Source organism: Mycobacterium sp. AZCC_0083, assembly GCF_014202335.1.
Taxonomy (GTDB): domain Bacteria; phylum Actinomycetota; class Actinomycetes; order Mycobacteriales; family Mycobacteriaceae; genus Mycobacterium.
Window position 1 is genome coordinate 331,386 of the sequence record NZ_JACHGP010000010.1, and the last position, 14,209, is coordinate 345,594.

Below are 14,209 nucleotides of genomic sequence, written 5' to 3' on the forward strand. Positions count from 1 at the left end.
GCGATTCTGCTTTGAACCAGACAGTGGCACAACTCGTAAACAGAATAGGTCGGGTGACTCGAGAAGTAGATTCCAAAAAGGAGTGATCATGACTACTCGATTCGCAACGATCAACAAATTTGCGGGCACCGCCGCGATGGCGACAGCCGTGGCTGCGGTAGGTTTGGGCCTCGGCTCAGGTACGGCCCAAGCCGATACAGTCCATTCCTGCACGCATCCGCACATGATGATCTGCAATCACATCCAAACCCACCTCCAACGCGCCGATACCTTCTTCGACCGCGTCCAGGGTCGATTCGGCGTTGGCGAGGGGACCCGGTTCGATAACAGGGTGGACCGGTTCTTCGGGGTGAAGTAAGCGAGAAGCGCTGGCCGCCAGTGCCGTTGGTGGCAAGGCCCAGCGCTGACCCCTTAGATCCGCTCGAGGATGGTGCCCGTCGAAAGCGCGCCGCCAGCACACATGGTGATGAGTGCGGTGCTCTTGTCGCTGCGCTCCAGCTCGTGCAGCGCCGTGGTGATGAGGCGGGCGCCGGTGCTGCCCACCGGATGACCGAGCGCGATCGCGCCGCCGTTGACGTTGACGCGGTCCATGTCCGGCTCGTGCACGCGGGCCCATGACAGCACCACAGAAGCGAAGGCCTCGTTGATCTCGACGATGTCGATGTCACCCATCTTCATCCCGGCCTTCTCCAGCACCTTGGCGGTCGACTGCACGGGGCCGTCGAGGTGGTAGTACGCCTCGGAGCCGACGTTCGCCTGGCTGACGATGCGGGCCCGTGGCTTCAGACCGTGCGCCTTGGCAACGTCCTCGTCCATCCAGAGCACCGCAGCTGCGCCATCGGAGATCTGCGACGACGTGCCCGCGGTGTGAATCCCGCCCTCCATGACGGGCTTCAGCTGCGCGAGGCCCTCGAGGGTGGTGTCGCGCAAGCCCTGGTCACGGGTCACGGGTGCGAGCTCGGCCGTCGGCCGCTTGTTCTCGTCGAGCACGGGCGCGACGATCGGCGAGATCTCTCGGTCGAACCGGCCCTCGGCCCAGGCCACCTTGGCCTTCTGCTGGGAGGCGAAGCCGAAGGCGTCGATCTCCTCACGGGTGATGCCGCGCCGCTTGGCGATCCGCTCCGCGGCGGTGAACTGGTCGGGCATGTCGATGTCCCACGACGACGCCCGGATGATCGACCGGTCCGGTCCGGCGTTGGCGCCGAGGCCGACCCGGCTCATCGCCTCGATGCCGCAGGCGATGCCGATGTCGATGGCCCCGCCGGCGATGAGTCCATGCACCAGGTGGTTGGCCTGCTGGGCGCTCCCGCACTGGCAGTCCACGGTGGTGGCGCCGACGTGCTCGGGCAGACCCGCGGTCAGCCAGGCCACGCGGGTGATGTTGTTGGACTGCTCGCCGAACTGCGTGACGCAGCCGCCGATCAGTTGCTCGACCTCGCCGGCGTCGATGCCGGCCTTTTCCACGAGAGCCTTCTGGACGGCACCGAGAAGTTCGGTGGCGTGCAGGCCAGAAAGCCAGCCATTGCGCTTTCCGATCGGGCTGCGGGTGGCTTCGACGATGACAGGGTTACCCATTCCGCCAGGCTAGAACACGTTTCATAAGTCTGACAAGCTACGAAGTGCCCACGCCTTTGATCTGCGGTGAAGCCATGTTTTACTGGCACTAGAACACGTTGCAATTGAGGAGCGCGTACCTATGGCACCCCTGAAAATCCCGGCTGACTTCGACTTCCTGGATCCCGATGTCAACCTCGCCGGTCTGCCCGTTGCGGAACTGGCCGAGCTGCGCAAGTCCGAGCCCATCTACTGGGTCTCGGTTCCCAGCGGTTGCGGCGGCTTCGAAGACCACGGCTACTGGATGGTCAGCAAGCACGCCGACGTGAAGGAGGTGTCGCGTCGCAGTGACGTCTTCTCCAGCTGGGAGAACGGCGCCATCCCCGTGTGGCCGCAAGAGATGAAGCGCGACATGGTCGAGATGCAGCGCAGCGTCATGCTCAACATGGACGCGCCGCACCACACCCGGCTGCGCAAGATCATCTCCCGCGGGTTCACGCCCCGGGCCATCGGCCGGCTGGAGGAGGAGCTTTCCCAGCGCGCCCAGAACATCGTGAAGGCCGCAGCGGCAGAGGGCTCCGGCGACTTCGTCGAGCAGGTGTCGTGCGAGCTGCCGCTCCAGGCCATCGCAGGCCTGCTCGGCGTGCCCCAGGACGACCGCGACAAGCTCTTCCGCTGGTCGAATGAGATGACCGGCGGCGAGGATCCCGAGTTCGCCGACGTCGATCCCGCGCAGTCGTCGATGGAAGTGATCATGTACGCGATGGCGATGGCCGACGAGCGGGGCAAGAACCCGACCGACGACATCGTGACGGCGCTGATCCAGGCCGACATCGACGGAGAGAAGCTCTCCGACGACGAGTTCGGCTTCTTCGTGATCATGCTCGCGGTGGCGGGCAACGAGACCACTCGCAACTCGATCACGCACGGCATGATCGCGTTGGCGAGCAATCCGGATCAGTGGGAGTTGTACAAGAAGGAGCGCCCGACGACCGCTGCTGACGAGATCATCCGTTGGGCCACTCCGGTGTCGGCCTTCCAGCGCACCGCCAACGAGGACACCGAATTGGCCGGCGTGCAGATCAAGAAGGGCCAGCGGCTGGTGATGTCCTACCGTTCGGCCAACTTCGACGAAGACGTTTTTGAACACGCCCACACATTCGATATCCTTCGCGACCCGAATCCCCACGTCGGGTTCGGTGGGTCGGGTGCGCACTTCTGCATTGGCGCCAACCTCGCGCGGATGACGATCAACCTCATCTTCAACGCGGTCGCCGATCACATGCCGGATCTCAAGTCCGTTGGCGAGCCCGAGCGGCTACGGTCGGGGTGGCTGAACGGCATCAAGCACTGGCAGGTCGATTACACCGGCGCCAGCGCCAGCCTGCGCTGAAAATCCCAGGAATCAAGGAGGATTCGGGTGGACTTCACCCCAGACGAGGGGCAGCAGGCCGTCGCCGACGTAGTGACGTCTGCGCTCGGCAGGGACAACACTTGGCAGGCGCTGGTCGACGGCGGGGTGAACGCATTCGGCGTTCCCGAGCGGCTCGGCGGTGACGGCCTCGGCCTTCCGGAGGTCGCCACGGCGCTCACCGAGATCGGCAGGCACGGCACGGTCAGCCCCGCGCTTGCGACCCTCGGCCTCGGCCTGGTGCCACTGGTCGACCTGGCCTCCGACGAGCAACAGGACCGCTTCCTGGCCGGAGTGGCCAAGGGCGGTGTGTTGTCGGCGGCGCTCAACGAGCCGGGCACCTCGTTGCCCGATCGTCCGAAGGTGACGCTGTCTGGCGGCAAGCTGACCGGCACCAAGGTCGGCGTTCCGTATGCAGAGCTTGCGGATTGGCTCGTGGTGACCACCGACGGCGGTGTCGTCGTGGTGTCGCAGAGGGCCGCAGGCGTGACGTTGACGAAGACCCCGACGTCCAACCACTCCGACGAGTACGTGATCACGTTCGACGGTGTGGCGGTTGCCGATTCGGACGTCTTGGCCGGGGCCGACGTTCGCCGGGTCAATCAGTTGGTGTTGGCGACGACGGGGGCCTTCATTGCCGGTCTCGTCGCGGGCGCGCTTCGGCTGACGGCCGACTACGTGGCCACTCGTGAGCAGTTCGGCAAGCCGCTGTCGACGTTCCAGACGGTTGCCGCGCAGCTCGCCGAGGTGTACATCGTGTCGCGCACCATTGCGCTGGCGTCGACATCGGTGATCTGGCGTCTGTCCGAAGGTCGTGACGCCAACGAGGACATCGACGTGCTCGGGTACTGGGTGACGTCGCAGGCGCCGCCGGTTATGCAGCTCTGCCACCACTTGCATGGCGGCATGGGTATGGACATTGCCTACCCCATGGACCGCTACTACTCGACGATCAAGGACCTGACCCGTCTGCTCGGCGGGCAAGAGCACCGGCTGACACTTCTCGGGGCCTCGACTTTGGTGGGAGCGTAATGTACATCGAACTGACCCCAGAGCAGCGCCAGCTGCAAGCTGAACTGCGGCAATACTTTTCGAACCTGATCAGCCCCGAAGAAGCCAAGGCGATGGAGTCCGATCGCCACAACGAGGCCTATCGCACGGTCATCAAGCGGATGGGCTCGGACGGCAAGCTCGCCGTCGGCTGGCCCAAGGAATTCGGCGGTCTCGGGTACGGCCCCATCGAGCAGTCGATCTTCGTCAATGAAGCACAGCGAGCCGACGTGCCGCTGCCTGCGGTCACCCTGCAGACCGTCGGGCCGACCCTGCAGCAGTTCGGCAGCGACCTGCAGAAGAAGAAGTTCTTGCCCGCCATCCTCGCCGGTGAGCTGCACTTCGCGATCGGCTACACCGAACCCGACGCAGGCACCGATCTGGCGTCGCTGCGTACCACCGCGATCCGTCACGGCGACGAGTACGTCGTCAACGGGCAGAAGGTCTTCACCACCGGTGGTCATGACGCCGACTTCATCTGGCTGGCATGCCGGACCGATCCGGAAGCCGTGAAGCACAAGGGCATTTCGATATTGATCGTCGATACGAAGGACCCCGGCTACAGCTGGACGCCGATGATCCTGTCCGACGGTGCGCACCACACCAACGCCACCTACTACAGCGACGTGCGGGTACCGGCCGACATGCTCGTCGGCGAGGAGAACGGCGGCTGGAGGCTGATCACCACCCAGCTGAACAACGAGCGAGTGATGCTCGGTCCCGCCGGGCGGGTCGCCTCCATCTATGACCGCATCCACGCGTGGGCGTCCAAGCCGGGCAGTTCCGGGGACACCCCGCTCGACCATGACGACGTCAAGCGTTCGCTCGGCGAGATCAAGGCCATGTGGCGCATCAACGAGCTGCTGAACTGGCAGGTGGCGGCATCCGGGGAGAACATCGACGTCGCCGACGCGGCGGCAACCAAAGTGTTTGGCACCGAGCGCATTCAGTACATCGGGCGGCTCGCCGAGGCGGTCGTCGGTGCTCACGGCAACCCGGCCGACCCGGAAACCGCCGAGCTTCTCGAGTGGCTCGACAGCCAGACCAAGCGCAATCTCGTCATCACGTTCGGCGGCGGTGTCAACGAGGTGATGCGCGAGATGATCGCGGCGTCGGGCCTGAAGGTTCCCCGGGTGCCAAGGTGAAGAACGGAGTCTCATGAGTGGTGATGAGCGCTTGCGCGAAGAGCAGACGGCTGCGGTCGAGGACATCCAGAAGGCGGCGGAGCGGGTCAAGGCCGAGGGGCGCAGCAAGCCGCGGGTCGGTCGCCACCCAGTGAACCAGCCGATGGTCGATCACTGGCTCGACGCCATCGGCGACAAGAACCCCATCTATGTCGACGAGTCCGCGGCCAAGGCGGCCGGTCATCCCGGCGTCGTCGCCCCACCGGCGATGATTCAAGTGTGGACGATGATGGGTCTCGGCGGCGTCCGCCCCGACGACGATCCGCTGAGCAAGATCCTCGAATTATTCGACGACGCAGGGTATATCGGCGTGGTCGCGACCAATTGCGAGCAGACCTACCACCGGTACCTGCGGCCCGGCGAGGAGGTCAGCGTCGCGGCAGAGCTGACCGACGTGGTCGGGCCCAAGCAGACTGCGCTCGGCGAGGCGTTCTTCATCACCCAGAAGATCAGCTGGCAGGTCGGCGACGAAGACGTCGCCGAGATGATGTGGCGCATCATGAAGTTCATTCCAGCTGACAAGGACCAGTCAGCGGTTGCGCCGGTGCCCGATGACTTGGACGCCGACTCGATGATGCGGCCCTCCTCGTCACGGGACACCAAGTTCTTCTGGGACGGTGTCAGCGCGCACGAACTGCGGCTTCAGAAGCGACAGGACGGCAGCCTGCAACACCCGCCGGTTCCTGCCCTGTGGCTGGACGCCAAAGATGAAGTAGCGGAGTCGGATTATCTCGTCGCGAGCGGTGAGGGCACGGTGTTCAGCTTCGTCGTGCACCACGCCCCGAAGGTGCCCGGTCGCACGTTGCCGTTCGTCATTGCGTTGGTCGAACTCGAGGAAGGTGTCAGGATGCTCGGTGAGTTGCGTGGTATCGATCCCGCAAAGGTGGAGATCGGATTACCCGTTCGCGCAACGTATATCGACTTCCCGGCCAATGACGTCGGCCCGGCCTGGACGCTGTACGCATGGGAGCCCGCCAAATGAGCGCTCCTGCCATTGAGATCGGAGCCAAGCTGCCCGAGCTCAAGCTCTACGGCGACCCGACGTTCATCGTCTCGACCGCCATCGCCACCCGCGATTACCAGGACGTGCACCACGACCGGGACAAGGCGCACGCGAAGGGTTCCAAGGACATCTTCGTCAACATCCTCACCGACACCGGCCTGGTACAGCGCTACATCACCGACTGGGCCGGACCCAACGCCGTCATCAAGACGATCGGGCTGCGGCTCGGCGTGCCCTGGTACGCCTACGACACCGTCGCGTTCAACGGCAAGGTGACGGCTGTGCAGGACGGGTTGATCACACTGAAGATCGTGGGCAGCAACAGCCTTGGTGATCACGTCATCGCCATTGCCACGGTGACGATTGGGGAGACAGCCTGATGCCAGGTGAACTGTCCGGAAAGGCAGCGATCGTCGGGATCGGCGCCACCGACTTCTCGAAGAACTCTGGCCGCAGCGAGTTGCGCCTTGCTGCCGAGTCGGTGCTCGATGCGCTCGACGACGCGGGTCTGACACCCGCCGACGTGGACGGCATGACGACGTTCACGATGGACTCCAATACCGAGGTCGCCGTCGCGAGGGCCACCGGCATAGGGGATTTGAAGTTCTTCTCCAAGATCCACCACGGCGGCGGCGCGGCATGCGCCACCGTGCAGCAGGCGGCTGTCGCGGTCGCTACCGGCGTCGCGGACTGCGTGGTGGCGTACCGCGCGTTCAACGAACGCTCGGGCATGCGGTTCGGCCAGGTGCAGACCCGGCTGGTGGAGAATGCCGACTCGACCGGTGTCGACAACTCCTTCTCGTATCCGCACGGCTTGTCAACGCCCGCTGCACAAGTGGCGATGATTGCCAAGCGCTACATGCACCTCTCCGGTGCGACCAGCAAGGACTTCGGCGCCGTCTCCGTGGCCGACCGCAAGCACGCGGCGAAGAACCCGAAGGCGTACTTCTACGAGAAGCCGATCACCATTGAGGAGCACCAGAACTCGAGGTGGATCGCCGAACCGCTGCGGCTCCTGGACTGCTGCCAGGAGACCGACGGAGCCGTCGCCCTCGTCATCGTGTCGGCGGAGCGGGCCAAGGACCTGAAGAACCGGCCCGCCGTCATCGACGCGGCAGCGCAGGGCGCCAGCCCCGATCAGTATTCGATGGTGAGCTACTACCGGCCCGAGCTCGACGGGCTGCCCGAGATGGGCCTGGTCGGCAAGCAGCTGTGGGCGCAGTCCGGTTTGAAGCCCACCGACATCCAGACCGCGATCCTGTATGACCACTTCACGCCGTTCACCCTGATCCAGTTGGAGGAGTTGGGGTTTTGCGGGTGGGGCGAGGCCAAGGACTTCATCGCCGATGGCGCCATCGAGGTCGGTGGACGGTTGCCCATCAACACCCACGGCGGCCAGCTCGGTGAGGCCTACATCCACGGCATGAACGGCATCGCCGAGGGCGTGCGCCAGTTGCGCGGGACGTCGGTCAACCCGGTGCCCGATGTGGAGCACGTGTTGGTCACGGCCGGAACGGGCGTGCCTACCTCGGGCCTCATCCTCGGTTGAGGTGGCAAGGAGGCTCGGACGAGGCTTCCAGGCCTGAAGACTAGCGGCACAGATGACGTGGCTCTCGCCGCGGGATGTGACCGCGAACGGCGCCGATTTGAAACCTGCTACTTCGACGGTGGCCCACCGCGGGCACCCGGCGCTCGTCGTGTTGAGGGCGGAGTTAGAACGCTCCAGCAAACTGTTTGTCATTGAATATCAAGATCGATCTATTCGCTGGCGGCAGCCAACGGCGTGATCATGACCGCGGCACCGGCTGACCTAAGCCAGCGACCTCCCGTTCGTACCTTTGGTCGGATTTACGGGCGTGAAGATTGTTTACTCAGCGAAACCCCAGTACAGCAAAATGACGCCACCGAAAACTCACCTGCACGATGCTCGAAGTATTTGATATCGCTCCTAACAGGGGAAACGTCCAACGGATTCCGAAGGGTCCCGACACCAACTAGTTTCGCAGGGAATCTCTGACTGGTGCGCGCGAACTTAACCGTTGACGGCACTTTTGGCAAAGGCCTAACATTAGCCAAGCTCGACAGCAAAGGACGGAATGTGGGGGCGTCGGAGGAGGGCCGGTGCTAGCGCAGGCGCCAACCTGCCTACCGGCGATGAGGGAGTGCCGAGGGCACCAGTGCCGACTCGGTCACTGCTTTGTGCCCCTTATGGACAAGGGGTGGTAGCGACCAAAGGCAAGATCGCCATCATCAACGACGCGAATCAATTCAATCAATGGGGGGAGGCAATCAATGGTGCGCCTGCGGTGTGCGACTGAAATGGGGGAACGCACTGTCTCTGGAGTGATTCCCGAGGACATTTTACGAGGAGTCCGAAGACCCCTCGATGGCGTTCCGACCATCAGCCTGTCCAGCGACCTCGGGAATCACCCGATTCCGGGCCCGGTGTCCTGCGTCATTCCAACCGACTGCCCGCCGATGGCGCATAGGGACCCGAGGGCTCCGTCCAATGGTCTTGTACGCGAACAACTGTCGGCGTCACGGTCGCGCACGTATGATCCGGATGGTCGAACCGCTCCGTCCACTCGACCGATTTCGCAAATTGGACACCTACCGGGGGTAGTGGAATCCAGTCATCAGCGTCCTGATGCCAAAATTCTGATCCTCGACGGCTGCACGCTTCAACGCGAGAATCTAGCCGCGGTCTTCGCCGTCAACGGCAATTCCGTGCCGGCGCTCGCCTGGGATGTGCCGTCGTTGCGCGCTTCGGCGGACGTAGCCACTCCGGACATCGTTCTGTTGAACATGCTCTCCAGCGAGAACGTGACACTGCTCAATTCGCTACGGGAGACATGCCCGCAAGCAAAGGTGATCGTTGTCGGCATTTCCGAGGACGATGAATCGGAGATCGTCGCGTGCGCTGAAGCGGGCGTTGCCGGCTACCATCTGCGAACCGAGTCGCTCAGCGACCTGTTTGACCTGATCTCCAAGGTCTACGACGGAGAGTCCCTTTGCTCGCCAAAGGTTTCCGCAATCCTGCTCAAACGCTTGTCGGCGCTCGCTGCGCAGCGGCAGCCGGAGGCGAGGGAACTAGTTCTGACAGCACGTGAGATCCAGATCCTGCGGATGTTGGAGATAGGTCTGTCGAATCGAGACATCGCAGACCGGCTGTGTATCGCGTTGCACACGGTGAAGAACCACGTGCACAGTGTCCTGGGAAAGCTCGGGGTCAGCACGCGGGCTCAGGCGGTGGCGGTCTCGCGCTCATTTCAGTACACCGAGCTGAACGCGAAGGGCCTAGGCACCGAGCTGGTCTGAAGATGGCTCCGACGGTCCATATACGGCCGGGCAGGGCGGGGTCGATAGTGAATCGGTGCGATATGAGTTGGCTCAATCCCGTTGCTTCAGGAGCGTTGACGCAGCTCTGCGGGAAACGCGGCCGGACTGGTTGCTGACGACATGGCGAAGCCCGCCCGCTCGCGGGCTCGTCCGGGCGCGCCTCCTTCGCCTCGGCGCGTCGAGTGACGGTAGCCAGGTTCGCCGCCGCAGGCTGACCGTGCCACCGCACTCAAGGAGTGCAAGCTAATGCGCGGCCAGACATGGCCTTCGCGCTTCTGGACGCCGCTGCCCCAGAAGCGACGGCATGGTGGTCCGTCCGAGCGTCCCGCCAATCGCGTTGTTGGTGCGGCTATCGTCGCAGGTGGCCTCGCCTTCAGTGTCTCGCTCTACCCACTACCGGATGGACCGAATCTCCTTTACCCATTCCCGCCCAACCACGAGTCATCGTCGGATTCCCAGAAGGTGGCCGGCGCAAAGTTCCTTAGCTACAAGAACTCGGGTTCTTTCACGCTGAAATTGGCGGACATGGTGAAGTTGGTTGCGCTGAACCACGACTTCCCGGGCTTCGGGGCGGACGGGTTACTAGACCTGGCGATGACCTACGGGTTGCCGAATGTGGTGAGGTCGCTTCAACTCCTCGACTCGCTGGGCCCTCTGAGGCACAGCTTTCCGAGTGTCTCACGTGGCGGGGGTGGCGGGGGTGGCGGATCGTCCGATGTTCCCGGGGACCTGTGGCCGGCCTTGATGTTGTTGCTCGACTTCTTGGAGCAGAACCCGCCAAGTCTCGCGGGTGGCGACGGACTGCGGGATCTCATCACCAACGTCTTCCCGAAGTTGGCGGTGTCCCTTGGCATCCCGCTCGCTCCAACCGCGCCGTCACCCGAGACGCAAGTCTCGGCACTTGTCGCGGCTCCGGAGTTCACTCCAATCGAAGCCCAGAATTTGGCGGCCCCGGACCCTCCAGTCTCGGGATTCGCTCAGGCTCCCGTTTCGGCGCCCGTCGAAGGCGCGGTCTCGGCATCTGTCGAATCCGCGGCCCCGGCATCTGTCGAACCCGCGGCTCCGGCTCCTACCGAGGTTCCTGTCTCGGTGTCTGTCGAAGCTCCGGTTTCCGCACCGGATCCGCCCAGTGTTTCGGTGCCGGAACCGGATCCGCCGAGTCCCGATCCTCCGTCGTCACCAGCAGGTGGAACGGATGCGAGTTCCGCGGGGGACTCCGGTGGTGGTTCTACGGGGGACTCCGGTGGTGGTTCCGCGGGGAGTTCCGGTGGTGGTTCCGCGGGGAGCTCCGGTGGTGGTTCCGCGGGGAGCTCCGGTGGTGGTTCTGAGGGGAGCTCCGGTGGTGGAACCTCGGGCGGTGAATGACCTCAGGCGCCCGGCTCCCTTCATGGCCGACGACCGACTCCTCGAAGCCGGGAGATGGCAAATGCGGCAAATGCTGAACGGACCTTTTACCGAGTGGACGCTCCTAGCGCGCGTTGTCCGGCCAGCAGACAGTGCCGCTGCCGGTGCCCCGCGGGTTCCGCCCGCTCCGGCGGGTGAGCGAGCACCGCGTTCAGGTACCGCTCTGTCGGAGTCCGTCCACATGCAGCAGGCCTGTAACGGTCAGCAAAGCGGGCCCGATTCGGGATCGCATCCGAGCTCACGCGGAACACGGGGGCTGGGACACGCCGCCGACCTGTTCGGGTAGCTCGGAGATAGCGCAGGAGAGCCGACATATGCAAGATCCAGGACGGGACGAACGGATCTTGATCATCGACGACTGCACGCTCTATCGCGAAAATCTGGCCGCCATTTTCGCCCTGAACGGAATGGCCGCTCCATGCGTCGCGTGGGATTTGCCCTCTTTGGTCACGGCGCTTGAAGGAATCGAGCCGAGCGTCGTCCTTCTAAACATCGAGACCCGTGGCAGTGCCTTGTTGCTCCAGGCGGCGATGGACATCTGTCCGAGCTTGCGAGTGATCGTCCTGGGTGCGTCCGAGGACAACGAATCGGAGATCGTCGCGTGCGCCGAGGCGGGTGTGGCCGGCTATCACATGCGCACCGACTCGCTCGAAGACTTGCTTGTATTGATACGAAACGTTGCTGCCGGGGGTACATGTTGCTCGCCACGAGTGTCAGCAATTTTGCTCCGCCGCTTGTCGGCCCTTGCTTCGCAGCGGCAACCGGCGGCGAAGGAACTAGCTCTCACGACGCGCGAGGTCCAGATCTTGAGGATGCTGGAACTGGGTCAGTCGAATCAGGACATTGCGACGCAACTCTCCATCGCAATACACACGGTCAAGAATCACGTGCACAGCCTGCTGACCAAGCTCGGGGTGAGCACACGCGCCGAGGCAGCGGCAGTCTCCCGGACCATCCGGCTACACCAAGGGTGAACACGTGCGAACTAGGCACTGGGCTAGTCAAAATTCGCTCTGATGGTCCATGTACGGAGCCATTGCGGGCACCGATAGTGAAGTGGTGTTCCTCGGGTTAGCTCCAGACGGTGGTAGGCGATCGCTGGCGAACGGATCGGTCTCGCTCGGTTCGACGCAAGGCGCGTCACCCGGTTCGGCGACGTTCGCATCGACTCGGTCGGTGACGACGCCGAGATTGCGCATTGCACGGTTGCTCCACTTCTCAGAATCTCCAAGCACCGATTCCTCACACTGTCCCTCACCATTTCGTCAATCCGCTCTGGATGAGAGTTGCCCACGCGACATCGCGAATTGCGAGGCGCCGAACCCGCAGCCATCCGCACGCGCGTCGTCGGCGCCACTCCACACCGGATTCTCCGCGGCCGGCACGGATCAGGAGGCAGGGTGATGTGCGGCATCATCGCGTGCCGGACGCACGCGCCCGCGATCGACTACCTCCTTACCGCACTCGGCCGACTCGAGTACCGCGGTTACGACTCAGTCGGGGTCGCCGTGCAAACGACCAGCGGCGAGGTAGCGCGGTTCCGCACGGTCGGACGGGTCGGCGCACTCGATCGGTTGCTGCGCGACCGGACCGGACCAGCACTCGATGGCGTTGGCATTGGTCACACGCGGTGGGCAACGCACGGGCCGGCTACCGAGACCAACGCACACCCGCACAGCGACTGCACCGGCCGGATCAGTCTCGTCCACAACGGAATCATCGAGAACGCCGACAGACTACGACACGCACTGACGACGTCGGGCCATCGCTTCGCCACAACCGTCGACAGCGAAGTCATATGCCACCTGATCGAAGATCAATTGGACATCTATGGAGACCTATTGGGCGCAGTACAGGCCGCCCTCACTCCGCTCGAAGGCTCCTGGGCGCTCGCGGTCTTGGAGGAACGAACCGGTCGGGTCGTAGTCGCCGCTCAACGCTCTCCACTACTCGTCGCACACACGAGCCATGGCGACTTCGCGGCAAGTGACATCGCCGCGGTCGCCGACTGGGTGGATGAATTCCGGGTGCTCGATGACGGTGAAGTCGTCGAGCTCACGGGCGCCAACGGCTGGCACGATCATGGAATTGGTGCCGTGGCGCCGGTGATGGGTAGGTACATCTGGCGTACGAGTCACGCGGACTTGAACGGCCACGCCGATTACATGGCCAAGGAGATCGACGAACAGCCCGAGGCCGTAACGCGGGTGCTCGACGAGTTCGGCGATCGCGTCGCAGACGGGTCACTCTGGACCGATCTCGGATTGGCGCCGTTCGACCGTGTACAGGTAATCGGTTGTGGCACTTCCCTGAACGCGGGCAGCGTGATTCGCAACGTGGTGCGACGCCTCGGCGGGTTACCGGTGGTGCTCACGGTTGCCAGCGAAGCCGCCGAGGAGATCGTCGAGCCCCGCACATTGCGCCTCGCCATCAGCCAATCGGGTGAAACGGCCGACCTGCTGAATGCCATCGATCTGCAGGAGACTTCCCAGCCGCCGGTGCTGGCCCTCACCAACAACCCTTTCTCCACGCTTGCGCGCCGTGCGGACGCCGTCATGACGTGTGCAGCAGGCCCGGAAATCGGAGTGGCAGCCACCAAGACCTTCGTATGTCAGATCGTTGCCGGTGTCGCGGTTATGGTTTCGGCGCTCGTCGCCACTGACCGGCTCTCGGTCACCGCCGCCACCAGGCTCGTCGACGACCTCCGACGGCTGCCGGATCGTCTGGCGGCGGCCGGCACCGTGGCCAAGTGTGTGGTCCCCCCGATTGCCGACGAGTTGATCGACGCCAGTGGCTTCATCTTCATCGCCAGGGGGACGGCGCTTCCCTATGCTGCCGAGGGCGCGCTGAAACTCAAGGAACTCAGCTACCGATGGGCCGAGCACTACCCGGCAGGTGAGCTCAAGCACGGACCACTTGCGCTGGTCTGCGACGGAGTTCCCGTTGTAGCCATAGCGAGCGCGGACCCGAGACTAGCCCACAACGTCGCCGAGGTCAGGGCTCGAGGCGGGCGCATCATCAGCATCGGATCACCCGGTGGCACAGTTCCCGTCGTGAGCGACCTCGCCGCACCGTGGGGCCCGATCGAGACCGTCATCCCGCTGCAGATCCTGGCCCGAAATCTGGCCCTGGCCTTGGGATGTGACGTCGACAAACCCCGTAACCTCGCCAAATCAGTGACGGTGGAATAGCCGAGTGAACCGCCACCAGCCTAGCGGCAGATATCTGCCTGGACCCCCCAACGACATTGCAACGTCCGAACAG

Annotated in this window: 11 protein-coding genes; 10 read left to right on the top strand and 1 reads right to left on the bottom strand. The window is 63.9% G+C overall.

The window, feature by feature from the left end; all coding sequences use genetic code 11:
• The first annotated feature begins 88 nt into the window (after nt 1–88).
• Nucleotides 89–358, top strand: a complete 270-nt coding sequence (locus tag HNP02_RS25795) for a hypothetical protein (RefSeq protein WP_184443418.1) — start codon at nt 89–91, stop codon at nt 356–358.
• Nucleotides 359–411: 53 nt separating this feature from the next.
• Here the strand turns inward: HNP02_RS25795 and HNP02_RS25800 are convergent, their stop codons facing one another.
• Nucleotides 412–1,575 (bottom strand): steroid 3-ketoacyl-CoA thiolase, encoded by a 1,164-nt coding sequence (locus tag HNP02_RS25800; protein WP_184443420.1) that lies wholly within the window; start codon nt 1,573–1,575, stop codon nt 412–414.
• Between the two features lie 121 nt (nt 1,576–1,696).
• Here HNP02_RS25800 and HNP02_RS25805 point away from each other — a divergent pair, with 121 nt between their 5' ends.
• From HNP02_RS25805 to glmS, 9 genes are all read left to right on the top strand, one after another.
• The gene (locus tag HNP02_RS25805) at nt 1,697–2,947 is read left to right on the top strand and encodes a cytochrome P450 (RefSeq protein WP_184443422.1); all 1,251 of its coding nucleotides are present in this window, start codon (nt 1,697–1,699) and stop codon (nt 2,945–2,947) included.
• A gap of 27 nt (nt 2,948–2,974) precedes the next feature.
• Nucleotides 2,975–3,997, top strand: coding sequence for an acyl-CoA dehydrogenase family protein (locus HNP02_RS25810; protein WP_184443424.1), 1,023 nt, complete (start codon nt 2,975–2,977; stop codon nt 3,995–3,997).
• Nucleotides 3,997–5,160 (top strand): acyl-CoA dehydrogenase FadE29, encoded by a 1,164-nt coding sequence (gene fadE29 / locus HNP02_RS25815; protein ID WP_184443426.1) that lies wholly within the window; start codon nt 3,997–3,999, stop codon nt 5,158–5,160. Before HNP02_RS25810 ends, fadE29 begins: the two co-directional genes overlap by 1 nt.
• A 13-nt stretch (nt 5,161–5,173) precedes the next feature.
• Nucleotides 5,174–6,181, top strand: a complete 1,008-nt coding sequence (locus tag HNP02_RS25820; RefSeq protein WP_184443428.1) for a bifunctional MaoC family dehydratase N-terminal/OB-fold nucleic acid binding domain-containing protein — start codon at nt 5,174–5,176, stop codon at nt 6,179–6,181.
• Nucleotides 6,178–6,582 (top strand): MaoC family dehydratase, encoded by a 405-nt coding sequence (locus tag HNP02_RS25825; protein WP_184443429.1) that lies wholly within the window; start codon nt 6,178–6,180, stop codon nt 6,580–6,582. Before HNP02_RS25820 ends, HNP02_RS25825 begins: the two co-directional genes overlap by 4 nt.
• Nucleotides 6,582–7,751 carry a lipid-transfer protein gene (locus tag HNP02_RS25830; RefSeq protein WP_184443431.1) on the top strand — a complete coding sequence of 390 codons (1,170 nt, stop codon included), beginning with the start codon at nt 6,582–6,584 and terminating at the stop codon, nt 7,749–7,751. The genes HNP02_RS25825 and HNP02_RS25830 overlap by 1 nt, the downstream gene beginning before the upstream one ends.
• A gap of 794 nt (nt 7,752–8,545) precedes the next feature.
• Nucleotides 8,546–9,520, top strand: coding sequence for a response regulator transcription factor (locus HNP02_RS25835; protein WP_309241689.1), 975 nt, complete (start codon nt 8,546–8,548; stop codon nt 9,518–9,520).
• Nucleotides 9,521–11,289: 1,769 nt separating this feature from the next.
• Nucleotides 11,290–11,919 carry a response regulator transcription factor gene (locus HNP02_RS25840; protein ID WP_309241690.1) on the top strand — a complete coding sequence of 210 codons (630 nt, stop codon included), beginning with the start codon at nt 11,290–11,292 and terminating at the stop codon, nt 11,917–11,919.
• 429 nt (nt 11,920–12,348) lie between these two features.
• Complete coding sequence (gene glmS / locus HNP02_RS25845; RefSeq protein WP_184443435.1) at nt 12,349–14,136, top strand: glutamine--fructose-6-phosphate transaminase (isomerizing); 1,788 nt, start codon at nt 12,349–12,351, stop codon at nt 14,134–14,136.
• The last annotated feature ends 73 nt before the right edge of the window (nt 14,137–14,209 follow it).

Coding starts and splice junctions, on each gene's coding strand:
- glmS (WP_184443435.1), top strand. CDS start 12,349: ATGTGCGGCATCATCGCGTGCCGGACGCACGCGCCCGCGATCGACTAC.
- HNP02_RS25820 (WP_184443428.1), top strand. CDS start 5,174: ATGAGTGGTGATGAGCGCTTGCGCGAAGAGCAGACGGCTGCGGTCGAG.
- fadE29 (WP_184443426.1), top strand. CDS start 3,997: ATGTACATCGAACTGACCCCAGAGCAGCGCCAGCTGCAAGCTGAACTG.
- HNP02_RS25800 (WP_184443420.1), bottom strand. CDS start 1,575: ATGGGTAACCCTGTCATCGTCGAAGCCACCCGCAGCCCGATCGGAAAG.
- HNP02_RS25830 (WP_184443431.1), top strand. CDS start 6,582: ATGCCAGGTGAACTGTCCGGAAAGGCAGCGATCGTCGGGATCGGCGCC.
- HNP02_RS25825 (WP_184443429.1), top strand. CDS start 6,178: ATGAGCGCTCCTGCCATTGAGATCGGAGCCAAGCTGCCCGAGCTCAAG.
- HNP02_RS25805 (WP_184443422.1), top strand. CDS start 1,697: ATGGCACCCCTGAAAATCCCGGCTGACTTCGACTTCCTGGATCCCGAT.
- HNP02_RS25795 (WP_184443418.1), top strand. CDS start 89: ATGACTACTCGATTCGCAACGATCAACAAATTTGCGGGCACCGCCGCG.